We start from the raw sequence: 16,929 nt of genomic DNA on the forward strand, positions 1-16,929 counted from the left end.
ACATCATGTTCAACAATATCGGCATTTCCGGGCTGGTCATCATTTTCGCCATTGCCCTGATCGTGTTCGGCCCGGCCAAGCTTCCTCAGCTTGGGCGCGCCTTCGGCGATACGCTGCGCGAGTTCCGCAACTCCACCAAAGGAATCGTCGACGACGATGTCATCGAACCGTCCAAGGAAGAGCGCAAGCAGCTGAACTAGCTTCTTGCTGCGAGCATTTGAATGGGGCTGTCTCAAGCGCCGCTTCGGCGAGAGACAGCCTCTTTGTTATGGTAAGGCTGGTCCAGGCTAAGGCCCGTTTCGGTCCTTATCCACCTCTGCATACCGCTGGAAGCACCATTAAGGCCCGTTTCGGTCCTTATCCACCTCTGCATACCGCTGGAAGCATCATTAAGGCCCGTTTCGGTTCTTAATCCACCTCTGCATACCGCTGGAAGCACCATTAAGGGCCGTTTTGGACCTTATCCACCTGTACATAACGCTGGAAGCATCATTAAGGCCCGTTTCGGTCCTTATCCACCTGTGCATACCGCTGGAAGCACCATTAAGGCCCGTTTCGGTCCTTAATCCACCTCTGCATACCGCTGGAAGCACCATTAAGGCCCGTTTTCCGCCTTATCCTGCTTCTGCGTACCGCCATATGCGCAAGGAAAAGGGCCAATCGGTTCGGTTGGCCCTTGAAGTTTTATTTCGCCAGGCTGCCGCCCTTCTTGTGGTATTCCAGTATCCCCTCCGCGGCCCGGTAAGCGAGCGCCCCGACCGTGCCGGTCGGATTGTAGCCCGAGTTCATCGGGAACGAGCTTGCGCCCACGACGAACAGATTGTCGACATCCCAGCTTTGGGAATAGCTGTTCACCGCCGACGTTTCCGGGGAGTCGCCCATCACGACGCCGCCCGTATTATGCGTGGACTGATAGGTCACGATGTCGTACGGCCCCAGTTCCTTGAGCTGTTCGACATGGCTCGCGCCCATCTCCTTGACGATCTCGGCCGATTTGTTGGCCAGGAACACCGCAAGCTCGCGGTCCTGCTCCTCGAAGTCGAACGTGATCCGCACGAGCGGGTCGCCGAACGTGTCCTTGTAGGTCGGATCGAGATCGAGGAAGTGATGGCGGAACGGCATCGATGACCCTTGGCCTCCGACAGACAGCACCCGGTTGGCGTATTTCAGAGAATTCTTCTTGAATTCGGCTCCCCATGCCGGCGTTCCCGAAGGGACCGGGTTGTTCAGGATAGGGCGCTGGCCGGTCTGGCCGATGCTGATGGAGCCGCCGTGGATGAACTTCAGGTCGCTGTGGTCAAAGTTGTCTCCGTTGTAGTTGTCCAGATTGACGCCGAGAGCGCCTGCCCCCGCGAAGTTGTTGAATTCCTCGTTCTCGAAAAATCCCGCCGCGTTGCCCTTGAGGACCTGATAGGCATAGTTGCGGCCGATGACGCCCTTGCCGGTGGCGGGATCGTACGGCTTGCCGATGCCGGACATCAGCATCAAGCGCACATTGTTGAACACATAACTCGTGACGACGACGATGTCCGCCGGCTGCTCGATCTCCTCGCCGGTCGTGACGTCCGTATAGAGCACTCCTGTCGCCTTGCCCCCGGTATGTAAGATTCGGCGAACGTTGGAATGGGTCCTGATTTCGAATTTCCCCGTTTTTTTGGCGACCGGAATGACGGTGACTACAGGGTCCGCCTTGGCTCCGTACTCGCAGCCGAACCGTTCGCAATACCCGCAGTACTGGCAAGCCGCGCGCGACACCCCGTCCGGATTCGTATAGTTTTCCGACAGGTTGGCGGAAGGCTGCATATAGGGATTCAGGTTCAGCTTCTTGGCCGCTTCGATGAATTTCTGCATGGCGGGAGTCTTCTTCATCGGAGGCGTCGGATAAGGATTCGACCGCTTGCCTCCAAGCGGGTTCTCCTCGCCGGACAGCCCGATCAGCTTCTCGAACTTGTCGTAGTAAGGCTCCATCTCGTCGTACGTGACACCCCAATCCTGCAGCGTCATGCCGTCCGGAATTTTCGCCTTTCCGTAGCGCTCGATCGTTTTCGTCCGGATCTGGAAATCATAGGGCAAAAAGCGGAATGTCTGTCCGTTCCAGTGCACGCCGGCGCCGCCCAGCCCGTCGCCGAGCAGGAACGAGCCGTACTGCCGCATCGGCAGCGCCCTTACCTGCTCCTTGCTGCGGAACGTGATCGTTTCTTTGGACAGATCCTGCATCAAATCGTACCTCACGCCGTAGCGAAGCTCGTCATGGACCATGAAATAATCTTCGGTCTTGCGCTCTCTTCCGCGCTCCAGTCCGACGACGCCTAGACCTTGCTTGGTCAGCTCGGAGGCGATGATGCCCCCTGCCCAGCCGACCCCGACGACGACGACGTCGGTTTTGGGTAATTTCCTTGGCATGCTGACAGCTCCTTCCGGCTAATGGATCGCCATATGCTCCTGCAGGCTTTGCGGAGCGATCTTCGTGAAATCCTTCTCGATGATATTGGTGTAGCTCATCTGGTTGCCCGGGTAGTTCCTCATCTTCCAGCCGGCCATGTCGGCATTGCCGCCGTACAGCGGATCGCTGTAGGCGCCCTCGATCGTATTCGCGCGCAGCATATTGAAGAAGCCGCTGGCCGAGATTGTGGTCAGCTTCACCTCGTCGGCCTGGAACGCGGCCAGCACCTGGTCCTGCTGCGCGGGCTCGAGCGAGGCGAAGCCCTTCTGGTATTTCGTCTGGCTGTAATTGTCCATCTCCTGCAGCCCGATGAGATACATGTCCCGCCGCAGCAGCCTGCCCTGATAGCCTTGGACCTTTTCGCCCGCATAGAATGGCGGGGACATGTAGTCGCGGGAGTTGAAGCCGTAATCGCCGGCGAGCTGATGATCGATGAAGAAGGCGGAGCCCAAGGAAGCGGCTCCGGGCCCGTGGTCGTCCTCGGGATAGATCCGCTCCATAGCGGCTTGCACGATCGCGAACTGGGACTGGGTGAAGAACATGAGCGCGCGGTTGAAGTTTCCGGGTACCTTGGTGGCGGCGGTGGCGGCGGTTCCTTCCCCCTCCTTGCCCGTGTTCGCCTCTGCATGCTTGCGGGGAATGAGGGCGCCTACGGCTCCCCCGACGACAAGTCCTCCAAGCGCATACCCGGAACGAATGAGAAACCGCCTTCTTGATGGCTCCTGTACGGGATCCTTCCGGTCCGCGCCGGGGCCCTGCTTGTCTGTGTCCATGCGGATAGATTCCTCCCTGATTGCAAGATGGTAATGTCCGTATTATTTTCCAAGAAGAAAGCATTATACATTTGAAATCAAAAGGATACCCTATTTGCGCTTGTCAATATGCGGATGGAGGTTGCACTTGATGAAAAAAGCGATACGGTTTGCGGCCGCCAGCGTGCTAGTCGGCAGCATGGCGGCGCTGGGCGCATGCGCGGGCCCGGCCAAGGAAAATGGAAAGCAGATGCATGGAGCCGGTCATTCGGCCGTGCGAGGCCTGGAGAAAGCGGGCAATAACACGGTTAGAGGAATCGAAAACGTAGGCCGCGACGTGAGCCATTCGGCTCGCAGCGGCACGCGCGCGCTGGAGCGCACGGGTGAGCGGATTACCGGCTACGGCATGGGCATGGACGGCCACCATCCATACGGAGCTTCGGGGTATGGAATGGCGGACGGCACGACGGAAATTCCGAGCATCGACCGGAACAAAAAAACGACGACTTACGAGCATGCCGGAACGACGCATGGACTCGGAACGTCGACCTACAGCCTCATCGGCAGCTCCGGCCTGCACAGCGGCGGCTTCTCGTCGCATCTGCAATCCCGGCTCAAAGCCGACGGCATCGAAGGCGTGAAGGTATTCGTGTTTGACGACCATGTCATTCTCGCTTCCTCGAAGCGCGGCATGACGTCCGCAAGCTACGATCCGATGCAGAAGAAGCTGCTGAGCGGAACGGCAGGCTTCAGCGGCCACGGAGCCGAGAACACGAAATCCGCGGGCACTTACGGCGCCAAAAGCGTCGATTCCAGCAACCTGGAAGAGGCGAAGGCCAAGCTCAAGGAATATCTCGGCGATCAAGTCGACGTGGACAGCATCGAAAGCTCCCAAGCCATCAAGCTGATCGACAAGCTCCGGAGCCTGCTCGAGCAGAACGGCGCTGCCGGAGGCATGGCGGGAGGCACGGCGGGAGGCGCTGCGGGAGGCACGGCGGGAGGCATGGCGGGAGGCACGGCCGGAGGCACGGCCGGAGGCACGGCCGGGACGGAAATGGCTCCCGAGGGGACGGTCAAGGGTACATCGGCAAGTGACAAAGCCGGGCCCATCGCTGTTTCCAACAAGGATGCGGCCAAGGCCGGCGATCTGCTCGGCGAGCTGCTGAAGCTGGTCGGAAAGCAGCAGCGTTAAGTTTCCGCAAAAAGGAAAAAGGCAGCCCGGACCTTGCTCCGGAGCTGCCTTTTCCTTGTTTCCTCATCCTTCAGTTCCCTCCGGCTTCCTCTTCCCGGGCTCGATCTGCGTACGCAGCCATCGCGTCGCGCATGAAGACAGCGAGACCGTCGCCGAACTTGTCGATGTTGGCTGTGAACCGCGCATCGTCGACGTACATCCGGCCGAGTCCCCGGAACATCTCCGGCGTGTACGTGCCGAACGTCTGAAGCACGCGGTACCACTCCCCGACCGCCTCCTGCGCCGGAGCGGAATCCGGCTGCAGATGCCGAACATCCGCCAGCCGGCGATAAACGTCGTTGAAGGCTTCCTGGTCCTGCTTTGTCATGCCCTTCGCTGCCGCCTTCGCCTCGTCAACCTTCCGGTCGCCCCAGCGTTCGCGCGCTTCCTTCTCGTAGGGATTGGACGAGAAATCGAATCCTTCAAACCTTTCCGTGCTGCTCATCTTCATCTCTCCTTCGGCATGCCGCAGCGTCTTGTCGACGGTGCGGATCATGGCATCTAGCCTCCTCCGCTTCTCCAGCAGCATATCCCGGTGCAGCCGCAGCGCTTCGGCTTCCGAGAAGCCCGGATCCTGGAGAATGGACTTGATCTGCTTCAAAGGGAATCCGAGCTCGCGAAAAAACAGGATCTGCTGGAGCATGGCGAGATCGCGGTCGGAATACAGCCGGTAGCCGGACTCCGTCGCTTCCTCCGGATGAAGCAGGCCGATCTCGTCGTAATGATGCAGCGTGCGCACGCTGATGCCGGCCAGCTCCGCTGCTTCCTTCACCTTGAGCATATTCGCGTCTCTCCCTTCTGCCTCAGAATAAGGCCTCACGCTGCGTGAGAGTCAACAGCATCTTCCTATGTTATAGTAAGAAAAAGAAAACGCGGGGACAAGCCAGCCCGCTTGGCGCCAGACAATGCGGGACAAGCCGCTCTGGGCTGGCGTCGGCAGGGCCGCATGCTCGCCTCAAGAGTTCCCGGAAAGGCTGTGCGACATGATGATGGCGTTAGGCGGAAGGATTCGAAGGATAACGCTGCTCGGCTCCCTGTCCCTGCTGCTGCTGACCGCTGCTTGCAGCAGCGGAGGAGCGGACAAGGCCGCGCAATCCGGGGGAGAAGGCCATGCCGGGCATGGAGACGGCGAGGTCCACACGGTCAGCGGCGATCTGCAGGAGACGACGGCATCGGCAGAGACGCTGCCGAAGTTCCTGGACGGACAGCCGGAGCAGGTGCGGCTCGTCTATCAGGCTGCCGGCCAGGCGACGGAGCTGCTGGCGGGCATGCCGTGTTATTGCGGCTGCATGGAAAGCTCCGCCGGACATAAGAGCAACATGAACTGCTTCGTCCATGAAATCAAGGAGGACGGCTCCGTCGTCTGGGACGATCACGGCACCCGCTGCGGCGTCTGCCTGCAGATCGCGGCCCAGTCCATCAGCATGCTGGCCGAAGGAAAGACGCCCAAGCAGATCCGCGAGTCCATCGAGGAGCAGTACAAGGCTTCCTGAGCCAAGCAACCGAGCTCATGCAAAGCAGCGCAAAGAGGCTGTCGGGGGAATTACCCGAAAGCCTCTTTTTCCATTCGCGGCATTGACGATCACCCGCGTGAACCTTTCAGCCTATGAAGATTGATGCCAGACCTTATTTCAACGTCTTGGCTTTCAGATTGATATGCGCGCAGTCGGTTCCGTTGATGTTGTTGAAGATGAAGTCGAGCTGGTAATCCCCGCGCACGTAGCTGATCTTCTTCTGCTGCGTCTTGCCCGTCTTGAAAATGACGGATGCGTCGGGCGCTCCCCACTGCTGCACGAGCAGCTTGACCGTAATGCCGCCGATATTCGTCTGGCGCTCCACGTTCGTGCCGAAGTAGCGCATCTCGCGGATTTTGCCCAGCTTGTAGTTGAAGGCGTAGCCGGGTTGTCCCATGTCCGCCGTATACACGTCGAACCCGTCCGAGTCCTTCATCGGCATCATCGGCGCTCCGATCGTCTTGACGACGGTCTGGCGGGTAGTCTTTCCGACCGTGAAGGAGTTGAAATCAGGGAATTGGCCCTTGAGAGCCGGCTTATAAAAGCTGTTCAGCTTGGCTGCGGCCTGGTCATGCGCCGATACGGCAGCGGTCGAAGCGGCTGCATGAGCGGAAGAGTAAGGCAGCGCGGATCCGGATGTTGCCAGAACCCCGGCGGCGAGAACAGCGAAGGCGGTTTTTTTCGTCCATTGCAAGTTCATGTTGAAGACCTCCTGTAGATTGGGGTATGGATACCCTTACCCATTTTAGAGGTAAACTATTTACCTCGTAATGGATTCATATCTACCCGACGTCCCTGGCCGGCGATTTGTTGCGCAGATTCTCCCGGCAGGCGGACAGGAAATTAATCCCTCCGTTCTTTGAGCCTCCTCCCTTTGCCTAGTCCCTCAATCCGGATTTCCAGACCAAAAAAGCCGGAAGGCTGCCGAGCAGCCTTCCGGGCTTTCCTTTTGCCATCCCTTTGATTCCGGCCGTCTCCACTCTTTTGCCGCGTCTCAGATCCGCTCGAAAAGCAGGGATTCCACTCGCAGGGAGGCTCCCCGAGCCTTGACGACGATCCGATGCGCGCCTTCCTCCAGCGCCGGCAGCTCGGCCTCCTGTACTACCGCGTCCCAGCCTACTGCCGGAGACAGCTCCGCAAGCGGACGCCCGTCCAGCTCGACCGCCGCGGCTCCAGCCGGATCGAGAGCGATCGCGTGGAGCTTCAGCCGATACCTCGCAGCTTCAGCAGGGTGCGCCTCGCCCGCTCTATCCGTCTCCGCAGCCCCGGACCCGCCGCGGACGGTAAAGTCATATGCCGCCCATTCGCCATCCTTCAGCTCAAGGCAGAGCCCTCCCTCGGTATCCCAGCGATGCCAGCCCGGCTCCGTCGGAGGCAGCTTGGGCCTGCCGTCGAGATAGCGGATCTCCATTCCGTCTTCCTTGCGGTAGCCGCTCTCCCATTCCTTGGCGCCCGTGCTTCCGAAGCTGCTGCCAGCTCCCTCATAACCGTAATGGATGGCCGGGATGCGGACCGGCAGCCTGCGGAACAATGCGTTGACGACTTCCGGATGATAGTCGCATGCCTCCAGCGGGAGGCCATCCAGGTAAGCGCCTAGAATGGCGCGGGCCTCGGACGCATCCGGCTTCTCTCCTCCGTCCAGATAGGCGCCGAGCTTCTCCCAGCCGACCGGCTTGGCCACCGAGCATGGGGAATTGATCGTGTCCATCTTCTTCCACGTCCAGAAATTCCAGCTGATGCCATGGTCCTCGAACAGCCGGAACGCTCCTGCATACCAGTCCAGGTCGTTCTCGCCGCCCTCTCCCATGAAGATCGGCACGTTCCACTCGTCGCGGAATTCGAGGTACTTCCGGATGCTTTCCGTATCCGGGTTGTTCCAGTATTTGTGGAATTGATAGAGCACGTTGCCGTCCAGCTTCTCAGTGAAGATCGACCAGTCGGTCGACCAATGGACGCCCTCCAGGATGATCATATGGCGCTCGTCGACCTCGCGGATAGCGGCGATCATGTCCCGGTACAGCGGCTCGGCTTCTCCGTTGTACTGTCCGTGATACTCCGGCAGCGGCTCGTTCAAGAGATCGTAGCCCGCCACGATCCACTCGTCGCGGTAGCGCTCTGCCAGCATGCGCCACATGTCGATGGCTGCCTGCCGATGCTCCGGAGAGATGTAGAGCTCGGGCAGATCCTTCTCGGAATCGTCGATATTGGCCCCCGTCTGGCCGCCCGGCGCTCCGTGCATGTCCAGAATGACGTACAGCTTCCATTTGCGGCACCAGCCGATGACGTCATCGAGCAGCTTCAGCGCTTCATCATTATAGCCTTGGGCATTCCGTTCCCCTTCCAGCAGCATCCTCGCATTGAAGGGAACCCGCACGGAGTTGAATCCTTCCATCGCCATCTGCCGGATGTCTGACTCGGCCGTATAGCGTTCATGGTACGTCCGCCAGAAGGCTCGAGACTCCTCTTCCCCGATCAGATCCGACACCATGCGCTCGATGCGCCGCGGCCGGTCGCCGCCCTCGGGCAGCTTCCACATATATCCCTCCGGCAGCAGCCAGCTTCCAAGCCCTGTACCGCGCAGGATCAGATCCTCGCCTCTGCCGTTGACCAGCCGCTTTCCTTCCGCTCTTACCCAGCCTTCCACTTCCTGCTGACGGCTCTCCATTTCCGGTTCCTCCCTGGCATAAAGTAATCGGTTACATATGAAATCAATCGGATCCGTCTTTGTCCCGGCATCTTCAGGAGCGACGGCGAAATGGGTTCAACCGCCGCTGCCAGGTCAGATCCGCACTCAGACTCGTGCTTTTCAGGCGCATGCTTCCCAAGCTTCAGCCGCCGCAAGGTCAGGAGCGTCCCGCACCATGCGTCAGCTGGCGGCTGCGGTACTCCAGCGGGGTGATGCCCTCCACTTCCTTGAACACTCGCGTGAAATGCTTCACGTTGTCGAAGCCCGACATCGTGCTGATCTCGTACACCTTCCGGTCCGAGGTGCCCAGCAGCTCCTTGGCCTTGGCCAGCCGGAGCCTGCGGAGGTACACCGAGAAGCTCTCCCCCGTGTACTCCTTGAATGCCTGGCTGAAATAGGTGTAGTTGAGCGAAATATGATTGGACACCACGGCCATGTTCACGTCGCTGGCGAAATGCTCATGCAAATATTCGACCGCCTTCTGCATATCCTTGCGCTCGCCATGGGCGCCCCGGACGCCGGCGACATATTCGTCGAGGCGCTCCAGCAGCTGTTCCACCAGACGGTAGTAGTCGTCGAAGCGGTCGAAGTTCTCGATATGGCCAGCGCGGCGGTACAGCCTCAGAATCTCGATGGACTCCTCGCCGTAGTGGCGGAAGACGCGGTCGAACACCTCTTCGTTCAGGACGCGGCTGATCGCCTCCAAATAACCGATCTCGCAGCGGCTCACCGTCCGGATATCCAGAATCTGCTGCAGCAGCCGCTTCATCTCCTGCAGCTTGCCCGTTCCGAGAATGTTGGACAGTCTTCGGACAGCCTCGACAGGAACCGGACAGCCGGAGCTTCGGTCGCCAAGCCCGACATACGACAGCAGCTCCGACTCTGGATACAGCAGGAAGTATTTCAATACCTGCCTGGCCTGGCTGTAGGAGCGGCGCAGCTGGGCGATTCCCGAAGCGCGGGAGCTGAGCGCCATTCGGGCCGGAAGCAGCACGTTGCCGGACAGCTGCTCCGACAGCCGCCGCAGCAGTCCCTCGTCGGCCGCCGCAAGGACGAACAGCCCTTCCCGGTCCCGGCAGGCCGTCCAACGATCTCCTTCTCCTCCGAGCGTTTTCCCCGCCCTCACGATCAGGGACAGAGCATCAGCCCCGGCTGATTCCGGCATCTTCACCAAAGCCACGGAGAAGCCCGCCTCCAGCCAGCCGAGTCCGGCGCCAAGCAGCCTGCCGCGAATCTCATCGATGTCGATCCGCTCCTGGGACAGCACGTAGGCAAGCTGGCCGCCAGCATCCTCCTCCTGGCCCGGTGGAGGAGAAAAAGCTGCCGCCGCTTCCCGCTCCCTGCGGCGCTCGGCTTCCTCCTCCAGCCTCCCGAGAGCGGCGAACAGCTCCTCCCGAACGATCGGCTTCAGCAGGTATTCCTTCGCTTGATAGCGTATGGCTGCCCGGGCGTAAGGGAAATCGTCATGTCCGCTCAAAATGATGACTGCCGGAATCGAGGGAAGCTCCTGCATTTTCTCCAGCAGGGCGATGCCGTCCATGACGGGCATGCGGATATCGGTAATCATGATATCGATACTTTCCCTGCCGAGAAGCTCCAGAGCCTCGCGGCCGTTCTCGGCGAAGAAATACGTGAAGCGGCCCGCGGACTGGCGCTCGATCATGGCCTGCAGGCCGAGCCGGATATTTTTCTCGTCGTCGACGATGAGCAGACTTAGCATCAGATGTTCTCCCCCCGTGTTAGAATCAGTTGCGGCAGCGTCATGACCACCTTCGTAAAGCTGCCCTCGATGCTCTCGATCCGGATGCCGTACTCCCGGCCATAGCTCATGACGAGCCTATGGTCCACATTCCGCAGCCCGATGCCGCTTCCTTCACGGCTGCCCGTCTGCACGCGGCTCCTCAGCTCCTGGTAATCAGCTTCATCCATTCGCAGCATGCCTGTAAGCATGCGCAGCTTCTCCTCCGGAATGCCCGCTCCCGAATCGGTCACTTCGATGACGCACTCGTTCATCCGGATCGACGCGGAGACGATAACGGTCAGCCTTCCGCTGCCGGAGTCGCTGTTCATTCCATGCTTGACGGCATTCTCCACGATCGGCTGGAGCGACATCTTGAGCACTTCCTGGTCCATGCATTCCGGCGGAATATCCAGCTTGAGCTCGAGCCGGCCGTCATAGCGGACGTTCATGATCGCCATGTAATTCTGGATATGCTGGATCTCGTCCCGCAGCCGCACATGCCCCCTCGTCCATTGGAGGCTGTACCGCATCATGCCGCCGAGCGATGTCAAGGAATCGGATATCGTGTACTGGCCTTCGATTTCCGCCAGCATCTTGAGGTTCTCCAGCGTGTTGTAGAGGAAATGCGAATCGATCTGGTTTTTGAGCGATCGCAGCTCCGCCTCCTTGGAGGCCGCCTGCCGGTTGACCTGGTCGACGATCAGCTCGTTGATCTTCTTCAGCAGCTGCCGGTAATGATGGCCGAGCTCGCCGACCTCGTCGCTGCCCGTCACGGGCACGTCCACGTGGAAGTCGCCGCTGCGCACCTTTTTCATGGAATCCCTCAGGACGCGCAGGCGCTTCAGAATGATCGACTGCATGAAATAGGACAGCAGGCTGAGGACGGCGACGAGCACCACGATCATGATGACGAGGTTGCCGCGCGTTCTCTGGATGTCGGCCAGCGTGTCCGTCCGGTTGACGAGATTGACGAGATGGACGTCCAGCATCGGGATGTACGTGTGCAGCGCCAGATAGGATTGGCCTCCCTCCGAGAAGGCCGAGATGACGTTGGCTTCCGAATCCGTCAGCTTCACATGCTTCAGCAGGCTCTCCGGCGTGCTGCTCCCATAGATCGGCGCTCCCCTGTCGGTGTACAAGACGCCGTTGCGCCCCACCACCAGCAGCCGCGAGGTCGGATCCTGGACGCTGCCGAACGTCTTGTTGAAGAAGTTCTCCAGCTCCATGCTGACTTCCAGGATGCCGTTGTGGGTCGTGTCGTCGGGGTATTTGAATTCCCGGAGAAGGGACACGTACGGAATTTCCACAAAGGGACCGGCAGTCGAATTGGTGAGGACGGAACGGTCCTTTTGCAGCTCCCACCAGACCATGCCCTTCTGCTGCTTGACCGTGTCGTACCAATACTTGGTTTTGATCCGGCTTTCATTGAGGATGACCGGCCAGAACTCATGCACGTACGGATTGTTGTTGAACAGCCGGATGTTGGCGATGCGCGGGTTGTTGAACAGGAAATTCTGGAACATGCTGAACGTCTTGGTCTTGAACTCCAGCAGCCAGGCGGTATCCATATCCTCCTGCGTCTGGAGATAGTCGACCATCTCCCGGTTGGACAAGGCCATCTGGCCCGTCCATTCCATCAGCTCCATATTGTTGCGGATATTCGTCTTCTCGATGTCAAGGATGCTCTCGTTCTTCTTGGTCAGCTCCCGAATCGAGTAGTCGGACACCCCGCGGAGCGTATACCAGGCGAACAGCACCACCGGCACGATAATGATGAGCACGAATGAAGCGATCAGCTTCACCTGCAGGGGCAGACTGCCCGCGTACTCCCGAACTTTTGCCGTCAACTGCCTGCCCGCTCTCGCCATGCTGCCTTCACATCCTGCCTCATGATGGTACAAGCCCGGTCATCCGCCTCGGAAGGAAGCGGACGGCCAGGCTTGATGGTCAACCTTTATCGGCCAGAGCCGGATGAATCATTTGCCGAAGGATTCAAGCTTTTTCAGGTTGGACTCGAATGCGGATTGACGGAAAGCATCGATCGCTTCCTGTTCGTTGCGGTCTTTCAGGTACTTGTTGAAGATCTCGTCTAACTCGGCATCGGACTTCGCCAGCAGCATCTTAGGCAGAGCCTTGCCCCATGCGCGGGCGTTCTTGCTTCCGGCGACGCCTTCCTTGCTCGTAGCTGCCGGGTCGAGGTTGTCGTATTCGGCCATGCTGATCGACTTGCCCTTCGTCCAGTCTTCCATCTGCTTGGAAGGCTCGACGCTAGGAGGCGCCCACTGCAGGTTCATGTTCGTGTCCATGAGCATCCAGTACGTGTACGAAGCGCCGTATTTCTGGTCGAACGCCGTGCGGTCCTTGTTGAGCAGGTCCAGCACTTCCGGCTTGAACTGGTCTTTGCCGTCGATTGTATCATAGGTTACGCCTTTCTCACCAAGATACATATCTTTATTGCCTTCTTCGCTCATCAGGTAGCTGAGGAAAGCGATGGCGCGTTTCTTGTCCTTGACGTTTTTGGAGATCAGCGTGACCGTCCAGCCGGAGATGCCAGGACCGGACAGCGTCGGCTGCTCGCCGGCTGCGTTCTTCGGTCCGTCCACGGCGATGTAGACCATGTTCGGATCCTTCTGGAACAGCTGCGTGTTCTGCGCCGCGAAGTCGGAGCGCTGGTACAGCATCGCGAAGTAGCGGCCTTGGGCGATCTTTTCTTCCATTTGCGGACGCTTGTCGATGAAGATGTCCTTCGCCAGCAGGCCGTCCTGGTTCGCCTGGCGGAATACTTTCAGCCATTTGAGGTATTCCGGATCCTGGCGGCGGTCATACAGCTTGCCGTCCTTCACCTGAGGAATGGCCAGGAAGTTCTGGAGGTAGCCTTCAAGCGAGTAGTTGCCCGTCTCCGTGAATTCATGCAGGCCGAGCGGAATGAGCGGCTGGCCGTTCACATCCGGGAATTTCTCCTTGGCCATTTTAAGCGCATTCAAGAATCCTTCCGGCGTGCTCATATCCGGCTTGCCGAGCGCCTCGTACATATCCTTGCGGACGGCGAAGGTCTGGTTGGACGTGAAGTTCTCTCCATATTTCTCGTAGTCGGCCGGGGACGACGATGCGTTCGGGTAGCCGTATATATTGCCGTCATCCTTCGTATACCAGCCCACCTTGGCCGGGTCCGCAATCTTGAAGAAGTATGGATCGTATTCCTTCGCCAGCTCGTTGAGCGGCAGCACCAGCTTGCCCTCGATCATCTTGCGGACGCCTTCCTCGTACCAGCCGAGCGTGATGAAGTCAGGCAGCGAGCCGGAAGCCATCAGCGTGTTCAGCTTCTCGTTCTCGTTGCCGGCCGGCACGATGAAGTTCAGCTTGACGCCGGTTTTCTTGGTGATGTACTCGGCTGTGGCGTCGCCGCCCCATTTCTTGTTGAACCAGCTGAAGTTCATGTACCAGTCGAACGTGATCGGCGAGGTGTCCTGCTTCCAGGCCGGCTCGTCGCTAGCTGCCGGAGCCGGGGATGTCGATGCTTCCGTGTTGGCTGCCGGTGCCGACGGTGCCGGCGATGCGGATCCGTCAGCCCCCTTGTTGTTGCTGCCGGCATTATTGCTGCCGCCGGAGCAGGCAGCGACGGAGAAGGTCATGGCCAGCGCCAGAAGCGTTGTTGCCACCTTACGCGTAGTTCCCATTGAAAGTTGCCCCTTTTCTATGGTTGATGAGTGCGATCTATATTATCAATCCCGCTCGGCGCGGAACGGATAATCCCGTTGACGTCAGCCCTTGAGGGAACCAACCATGAAGCCTTTGACGAAGTACTTCTGCAGGAACGGATACACGCATACGATCGGCGCGGTCGTGACGACCATCGTCGCCAGCTTCAGCGACTGGCTGGTCACGGTCTGCGTGACCCCGCTCGGCATGGCCCCCAGCATCTGGTTCGAGCTGGACTGGGCGACGACCCGGTACAGGAACGTCTGGATCGGCTGCAGGTCCATATTGTTCATGTAGATCATCCCCGTGAAGTAATCGTTCCACTGGTACACCCCGTGGAACAGGGCGATGGTGACGACGACCGGCATCGAGACCGGAATGACCACCTTCAGGAAGATCGTGAAGTCGTTGGCTCCGTCGATCCTCGCCGCCTCCTCCAGCCCGGCCGGAATTTCCCGGAAGAAGCTGAGGAAGATGATGAGGTCGAAAAAGCTGAACGCCGCCGGAATGATGTAGACAAGGAAGTTGTCCAGCATGTGGAGGTCGCGGATCAGCAGGTAGTATGGAATCAGGCCGCCTCCGAAGAACATCGTGATCGTGCCGATGATCATGTACACATTGCGGCCGATGAGTTCCCTTCGGCTTACGGCATAGGCGACCATTGCCGTGAACAGGACGTGGATGGGAACCCCGAGAAGCGTCTTGGCCACCGTGATGCCCATGGCGGTCATGATGCCCTGGCTGCGGAAGACGGCTCCGAAGCTGTCCAGGCTGAACTGCCGCGGCCACCAGTAGATGCCGCCGCGCATCCCGTCCGCTCCATCATTGAAGGCGTTGACCAGGACATACCAGATCGGATACAGCGTCAGGAAGCAGATGACGAGCATCAGGAAACCGTTGACGATGCCGAAGGCCGTTTCGCCGGGGCTTTGCCTTTTTAGGGTAAACATGGTAGTCACGGACCTCCTCTTAGAACAGCGAGTTGTTGTTGAGCTTCTTGGTGACGAAGTTCGCCCCGACGAGCAGAATGAGGGCGATGACGGACTTGATCAAGTTGACCGCCGTCGAGTAGGAGAAGCGGTTGTCGATCAGGCCGGTCTGGTACACGTAATAATCGATTACCGTACTCGCATCGGCGTTGAGCTGGTTGCGCAGCACGAGAATCTGGTCGAAGTTGGAGTTCAGGACGTTGCCGACCGCCAGGATGAACAGGATCGTGATCGTGCCCATGATGGAGGGCAGCGTGATGTTGCGCATTTTCTGGAACCGCCCCGCTCCGTCGATCGTCGCCGCCTCGTACAGCTCGGGAGACACGCTGCTGATGGCCGCGAGATAGATGATCGCCGACCAGCCGAGCTCCTTCCATATATCCGAGACGATGATGATGGACCAGAAATACTTCGGCTCGGCCAGATAAGTTATAGGTGAATCGATTACATTCAATGACAGCAATATCTTGTTGATGACGCCGACATCGGACAGCCAGGTGGCGAGGATGCCGCCGAGGATGACCCAGCTCAGAAAGTGCGGCAGGTAGGTGATCGTCTGGGTCCATTTCTTGAACAGGACGGACCGGACTTCATTGAGCAATAGGGCAAAAACGATCGGAAGCGGGAATCCTACGATCAGCTTGATCAAGCTGATGCCGAGCGTATTCTTGATGACGGTCAGCAGCATGTCGTCGTTCAGGAATTCCCTGAAATTGTCGAGACCGACCCAAGGCGCCATGGACATCGGGAAAATGATGTCGTATTCCTTGAAGGCAATGATGATTCCGTACATCGGAATGTAGTTGAACACGATCATCCAGGCGACGCCGAGCAGCGCCATGATCTGCAAATACCTTTGGCTGTACAGCCTTCTAAGCCATTTCTGCCCTCTACCCATGCCTGCGGCGGACCTTACGGTCGGGGCCTTCACCTGAGCTTCTGACTTCATTGCCTTGCACCTCCGTTGACTGTCCTCATTGTAAGCGCTTGAATTGAACATGAACAGGTGCCAGATTCTAGGTAAGGTTACTATTTTTCAGGTGGAATCCAGCCGAGAATCGGTTTCCAACCCATCCTTCACCCATTCGTCTGGCGCGATCCCTCTTTCCTCCCTTAATAAAAAAGACATGATTCTGCAACATCTTGCCCATTGTGCATGTTTGCCCGATGGGCAATACTATTTATATACGGTTTCCTCTTGGTGAGCCAGGACCGTCTCAGGAAAGCGAGGTGTGCGCATAAACGCATAGCCATGGACAAACCTACCCTACGGGACTTGAAGAAAGAAGCGACCGCCCACGCTCTGGCAGAATCGGCTTTCGAGCTGGCTCTGGAGCATGGACTGGACGGCTTTGTGGTCGATGATATCGCGCGCCGCGCCGGCTACTCCAGAAGAACGTTTGCGAATTATTTTGCCTGCAAGGAAGAAGCGGTCGTCATGGCGGCCTTCGCCTTCAAAGAGAAGCAAGAACCTATGGATATGCTGAAGACGCTGCCCGAAGGCTCTCATCCGCTCGACGTTCTTTTCCGGCTGATGAAGATGCGGCTTACGGCCGAGCTGATCCGGAAATTGCGTGCTCTCGTATCGCTGTCCAAGCGCTCGCCTACCCTGGAGCCCTATATCCTCAGCCTGCTTCGCCGATTGCAGCTGGAGGCGCAAACGACCTTGAACGGCATCTCTCGCGGAAGATATCCCGACGTCTACTCCCATCTCCTTGCCGGAGCTCTGTACGGAGCCGTTCTCCCTCTGATCGACGGGAGCATTGACGTCCTTCTGCCGGACGAGCCGGAGACCGGCGCGTCTGATGCGGTATCGTTCGAGCATTATTTGGACACGGCCTTCGGTTACTTGCGGGGCGGCTTCTAGTCTCCTT

14 protein-coding genes are annotated in these 16,929 nt (G+C 58.8%); 4 read left to right on the plus strand and 10 right to left on the minus strand.

The window, feature by feature from the left end; translation table 11 throughout:
* The first annotated feature begins 5 nt into the window (after positions 1–5).
* On the plus strand, positions 6–200 hold the full coding sequence (locus ACLBWT_RS09195) for a twin-arginine translocase TatA/TatE family subunit (RefSeq protein WP_048744779.1): 195 nt from the start codon (positions 6–8) through the stop codon (positions 198–200).
* A 484-nt stretch (positions 201–684) separates the two neighbouring features.
* Here ACLBWT_RS09195 and ACLBWT_RS09200 read toward each other — a convergent pair whose 3' ends face one another.
* Complete coding sequence (locus tag ACLBWT_RS09200) at positions 685–2,403, minus strand: GMC family oxidoreductase (RefSeq protein ID WP_447662776.1); 1,719 nt, start codon at positions 2,401–2,403, stop codon at positions 685–687.
* An 18-nt stretch (positions 2,404–2,421) separates the two neighbouring features.
* Positions 2,422–3,216 carry a gluconate 2-dehydrogenase subunit 3 family protein gene (locus ACLBWT_RS09205; RefSeq protein ID WP_447662777.1) on the minus strand — a complete coding sequence of 265 codons (795 nt, stop codon included), beginning with the start codon at positions 3,214–3,216 and terminating at the stop codon, positions 2,422–2,424.
* 130 nt (positions 3,217–3,346) lie between these two features.
* Between ACLBWT_RS09205 and ACLBWT_RS09210 the strand changes: the two genes are divergently transcribed.
* Positions 3,347–4,387: a hypothetical protein gene (locus tag ACLBWT_RS09210; protein ID WP_447662778.1), complete on the plus strand. Its 1,041-nt coding sequence runs from the start codon at positions 3,347–3,349 to the stop codon at positions 4,385–4,387.
* 70 nt (positions 4,388–4,457) lie between these two features.
* On the opposite strand, the gene ACLBWT_RS09215 is transcribed toward ACLBWT_RS09210, so the two are convergent.
* Positions 4,458–5,207, minus strand: coding sequence for a MerR family transcriptional regulator (locus ACLBWT_RS09215; RefSeq protein ID WP_447662779.1), 750 nt, complete (start codon positions 5,205–5,207; stop codon positions 4,458–4,460).
* A 205-nt stretch (positions 5,208–5,412) separates the two neighbouring features.
* Here ACLBWT_RS09215 and ACLBWT_RS09220 point away from each other — a divergent pair, with 205 nt between their 5' ends.
* A complete protein-coding gene (locus tag ACLBWT_RS09220) occupies positions 5,413–5,919 on the plus strand; it encodes a PCYCGC motif-containing (lipo)protein (RefSeq protein ID WP_447663090.1) in 507 nt (168 codons plus the stop codon).
* Positions 5,920–6,052: 133 nt separating this feature from the next.
* Here the strand turns inward: ACLBWT_RS09220 and ACLBWT_RS09225 are convergent, their stop codons facing one another.
* The 7 genes from ACLBWT_RS09225 to ACLBWT_RS09255 form a co-directional block, all read right to left on the minus strand.
* A complete protein-coding gene (locus tag ACLBWT_RS09225; protein WP_447662780.1) occupies positions 6,053–6,640 on the minus strand; it encodes a YjgB family protein in 588 nt (195 codons plus the stop codon).
* A 294-nt stretch (positions 6,641–6,934) separates the two neighbouring features.
* Complete coding sequence (locus tag ACLBWT_RS09230) at positions 6,935–8,605, minus strand: cellulase family glycosylhydrolase (protein WP_447662781.1); 1,671 nt, start codon at positions 8,603–8,605, stop codon at positions 6,935–6,937.
* Between the two features lie 178 nt (positions 8,606–8,783).
* On the minus strand, positions 8,784–10,346 hold the full coding sequence (locus tag ACLBWT_RS09235; RefSeq protein ID WP_447662782.1) for a response regulator: 1,563 nt from the start codon (positions 10,344–10,346) through the stop codon (positions 8,784–8,786).
* On the minus strand, positions 10,346–12,235 hold the full coding sequence (locus ACLBWT_RS09240; RefSeq protein ID WP_447662783.1) for a histidine kinase: 1,890 nt from the start codon (positions 12,233–12,235) through the stop codon (positions 10,346–10,348). Before ACLBWT_RS09240 ends, ACLBWT_RS09235 begins: the two co-directional genes overlap by 1 nt.
* A gap of 108 nt (positions 12,236–12,343) precedes the next feature.
* Positions 12,344–14,044 (minus strand): extracellular solute-binding protein, encoded by a 1,701-nt coding sequence (locus ACLBWT_RS09245; protein WP_447662784.1) that lies wholly within the window; start codon positions 14,042–14,044, stop codon positions 12,344–12,346.
* Positions 14,045–14,128: 84 nt separating this feature from the next.
* Entirely contained in the window at positions 14,129–15,016 is an 888-nt protein-coding gene (locus ACLBWT_RS09250; RefSeq protein WP_447662785.1) for a carbohydrate ABC transporter permease, read from the minus strand.
* Between the two features lie 19 nt (positions 15,017–15,035).
* Positions 15,036–15,953 carry an ABC transporter permease gene (locus tag ACLBWT_RS09255; protein WP_447663092.1) on the minus strand — a complete coding sequence of 306 codons (918 nt, stop codon included), beginning with the start codon at positions 15,951–15,953 and terminating at the stop codon, positions 15,036–15,038.
* Positions 15,954–16,307: 354 nt separating this feature from the next.
* Here ACLBWT_RS09255 and ACLBWT_RS09260 point away from each other — a divergent pair, with 354 nt between their 5' ends.
* A complete protein-coding gene (locus ACLBWT_RS09260) occupies positions 16,308–16,922 on the plus strand; it encodes a TetR/AcrR family transcriptional regulator (protein WP_447662786.1) in 615 nt (204 codons plus the stop codon).
* Positions 16,923–16,929: the final 7 nt, after the last annotated feature.

It is taken from the genome of Paenibacillus sp. D51F, from assembly GCF_053345695.1.

What these genes read in the sequence shown, in the direction of transcription:
- ACLBWT_RS09235 (WP_447662782.1), bottom strand. Translation starts at nt 10,346, where the DNA reads ATGCTAAGTCTGCTCATCGTCGACGACGAGAAAAATATCCGGCTCGGC.
- ACLBWT_RS09250 (WP_447662785.1), bottom strand. Translation starts at nt 15,016, where the DNA reads ATGTTTACCCTAAAAAGGCAAAGCCCCGGCGAAACGGCCTTCGGCATC.
- ACLBWT_RS09260 (WP_447662786.1), top strand. Translation starts at nt 16,308, where the DNA reads ATGGACAAACCTACCCTACGGGACTTGAAGAAAGAAGCGACCGCCCAC.
- ACLBWT_RS09215 (WP_447662779.1), bottom strand. Translation starts at nt 5,207, where the DNA reads ATGCTCAAGGTGAAGGAAGCAGCGGAGCTGGCCGGCATCAGCGTGCGC.
- ACLBWT_RS09200 (WP_447662776.1), bottom strand. Translation starts at nt 2,403, where the DNA reads ATGCCAAGGAAATTACCCAAAACCGACGTCGTCGTCGTCGGGGTCGGC.
- ACLBWT_RS09255 (WP_447663092.1), bottom strand. Translation starts at nt 15,953, where the DNA reads ATGGGTAGAGGGCAGAAATGGCTTAGAAGGCTGTACAGCCAAAGGTAT.
- ACLBWT_RS09210 (WP_447662778.1), top strand. Translation starts at nt 3,347, where the DNA reads ATGAAAAAAGCGATACGGTTTGCGGCCGCCAGCGTGCTAGTCGGCAGC.
- ACLBWT_RS09220 (WP_447663090.1), top strand. Translation starts at nt 5,413, where the DNA reads ATGATGGCGTTAGGCGGAAGGATTCGAAGGATAACGCTGCTCGGCTCC.
- ACLBWT_RS09225 (WP_447662780.1), bottom strand. Translation starts at nt 6,640, where the DNA reads ATGAACTTGCAATGGACGAAAAAAACCGCCTTCGCTGTTCTCGCCGCC.
- ACLBWT_RS09240 (WP_447662783.1), bottom strand. Translation starts at nt 12,235, where the DNA reads ATGGCGAGAGCGGGCAGGCAGTTGACGGCAAAAGTTCGGGAGTACGCG.
- ACLBWT_RS09230 (WP_447662781.1), bottom strand. Translation starts at nt 8,605, where the DNA reads ATGGAGAGCCGTCAGCAGGAAGTGGAAGGCTGGGTAAGAGCGGAAGGA.
- ACLBWT_RS09245 (WP_447662784.1), bottom strand. Translation starts at nt 14,044, where the DNA reads ATGGGAACTACGCGTAAGGTGGCAACAACGCTTCTGGCGCTGGCCATG.
- ACLBWT_RS09205 (WP_447662777.1), bottom strand. Translation starts at nt 3,216, where the DNA reads ATGGACACAGACAAGCAGGGCCCCGGCGCGGACCGGAAGGATCCCGTA.
- ACLBWT_RS09195 (WP_048744779.1), top strand. Translation starts at nt 6, where the DNA reads ATGTTCAACAATATCGGCATTTCCGGGCTGGTCATCATTTTCGCCATT.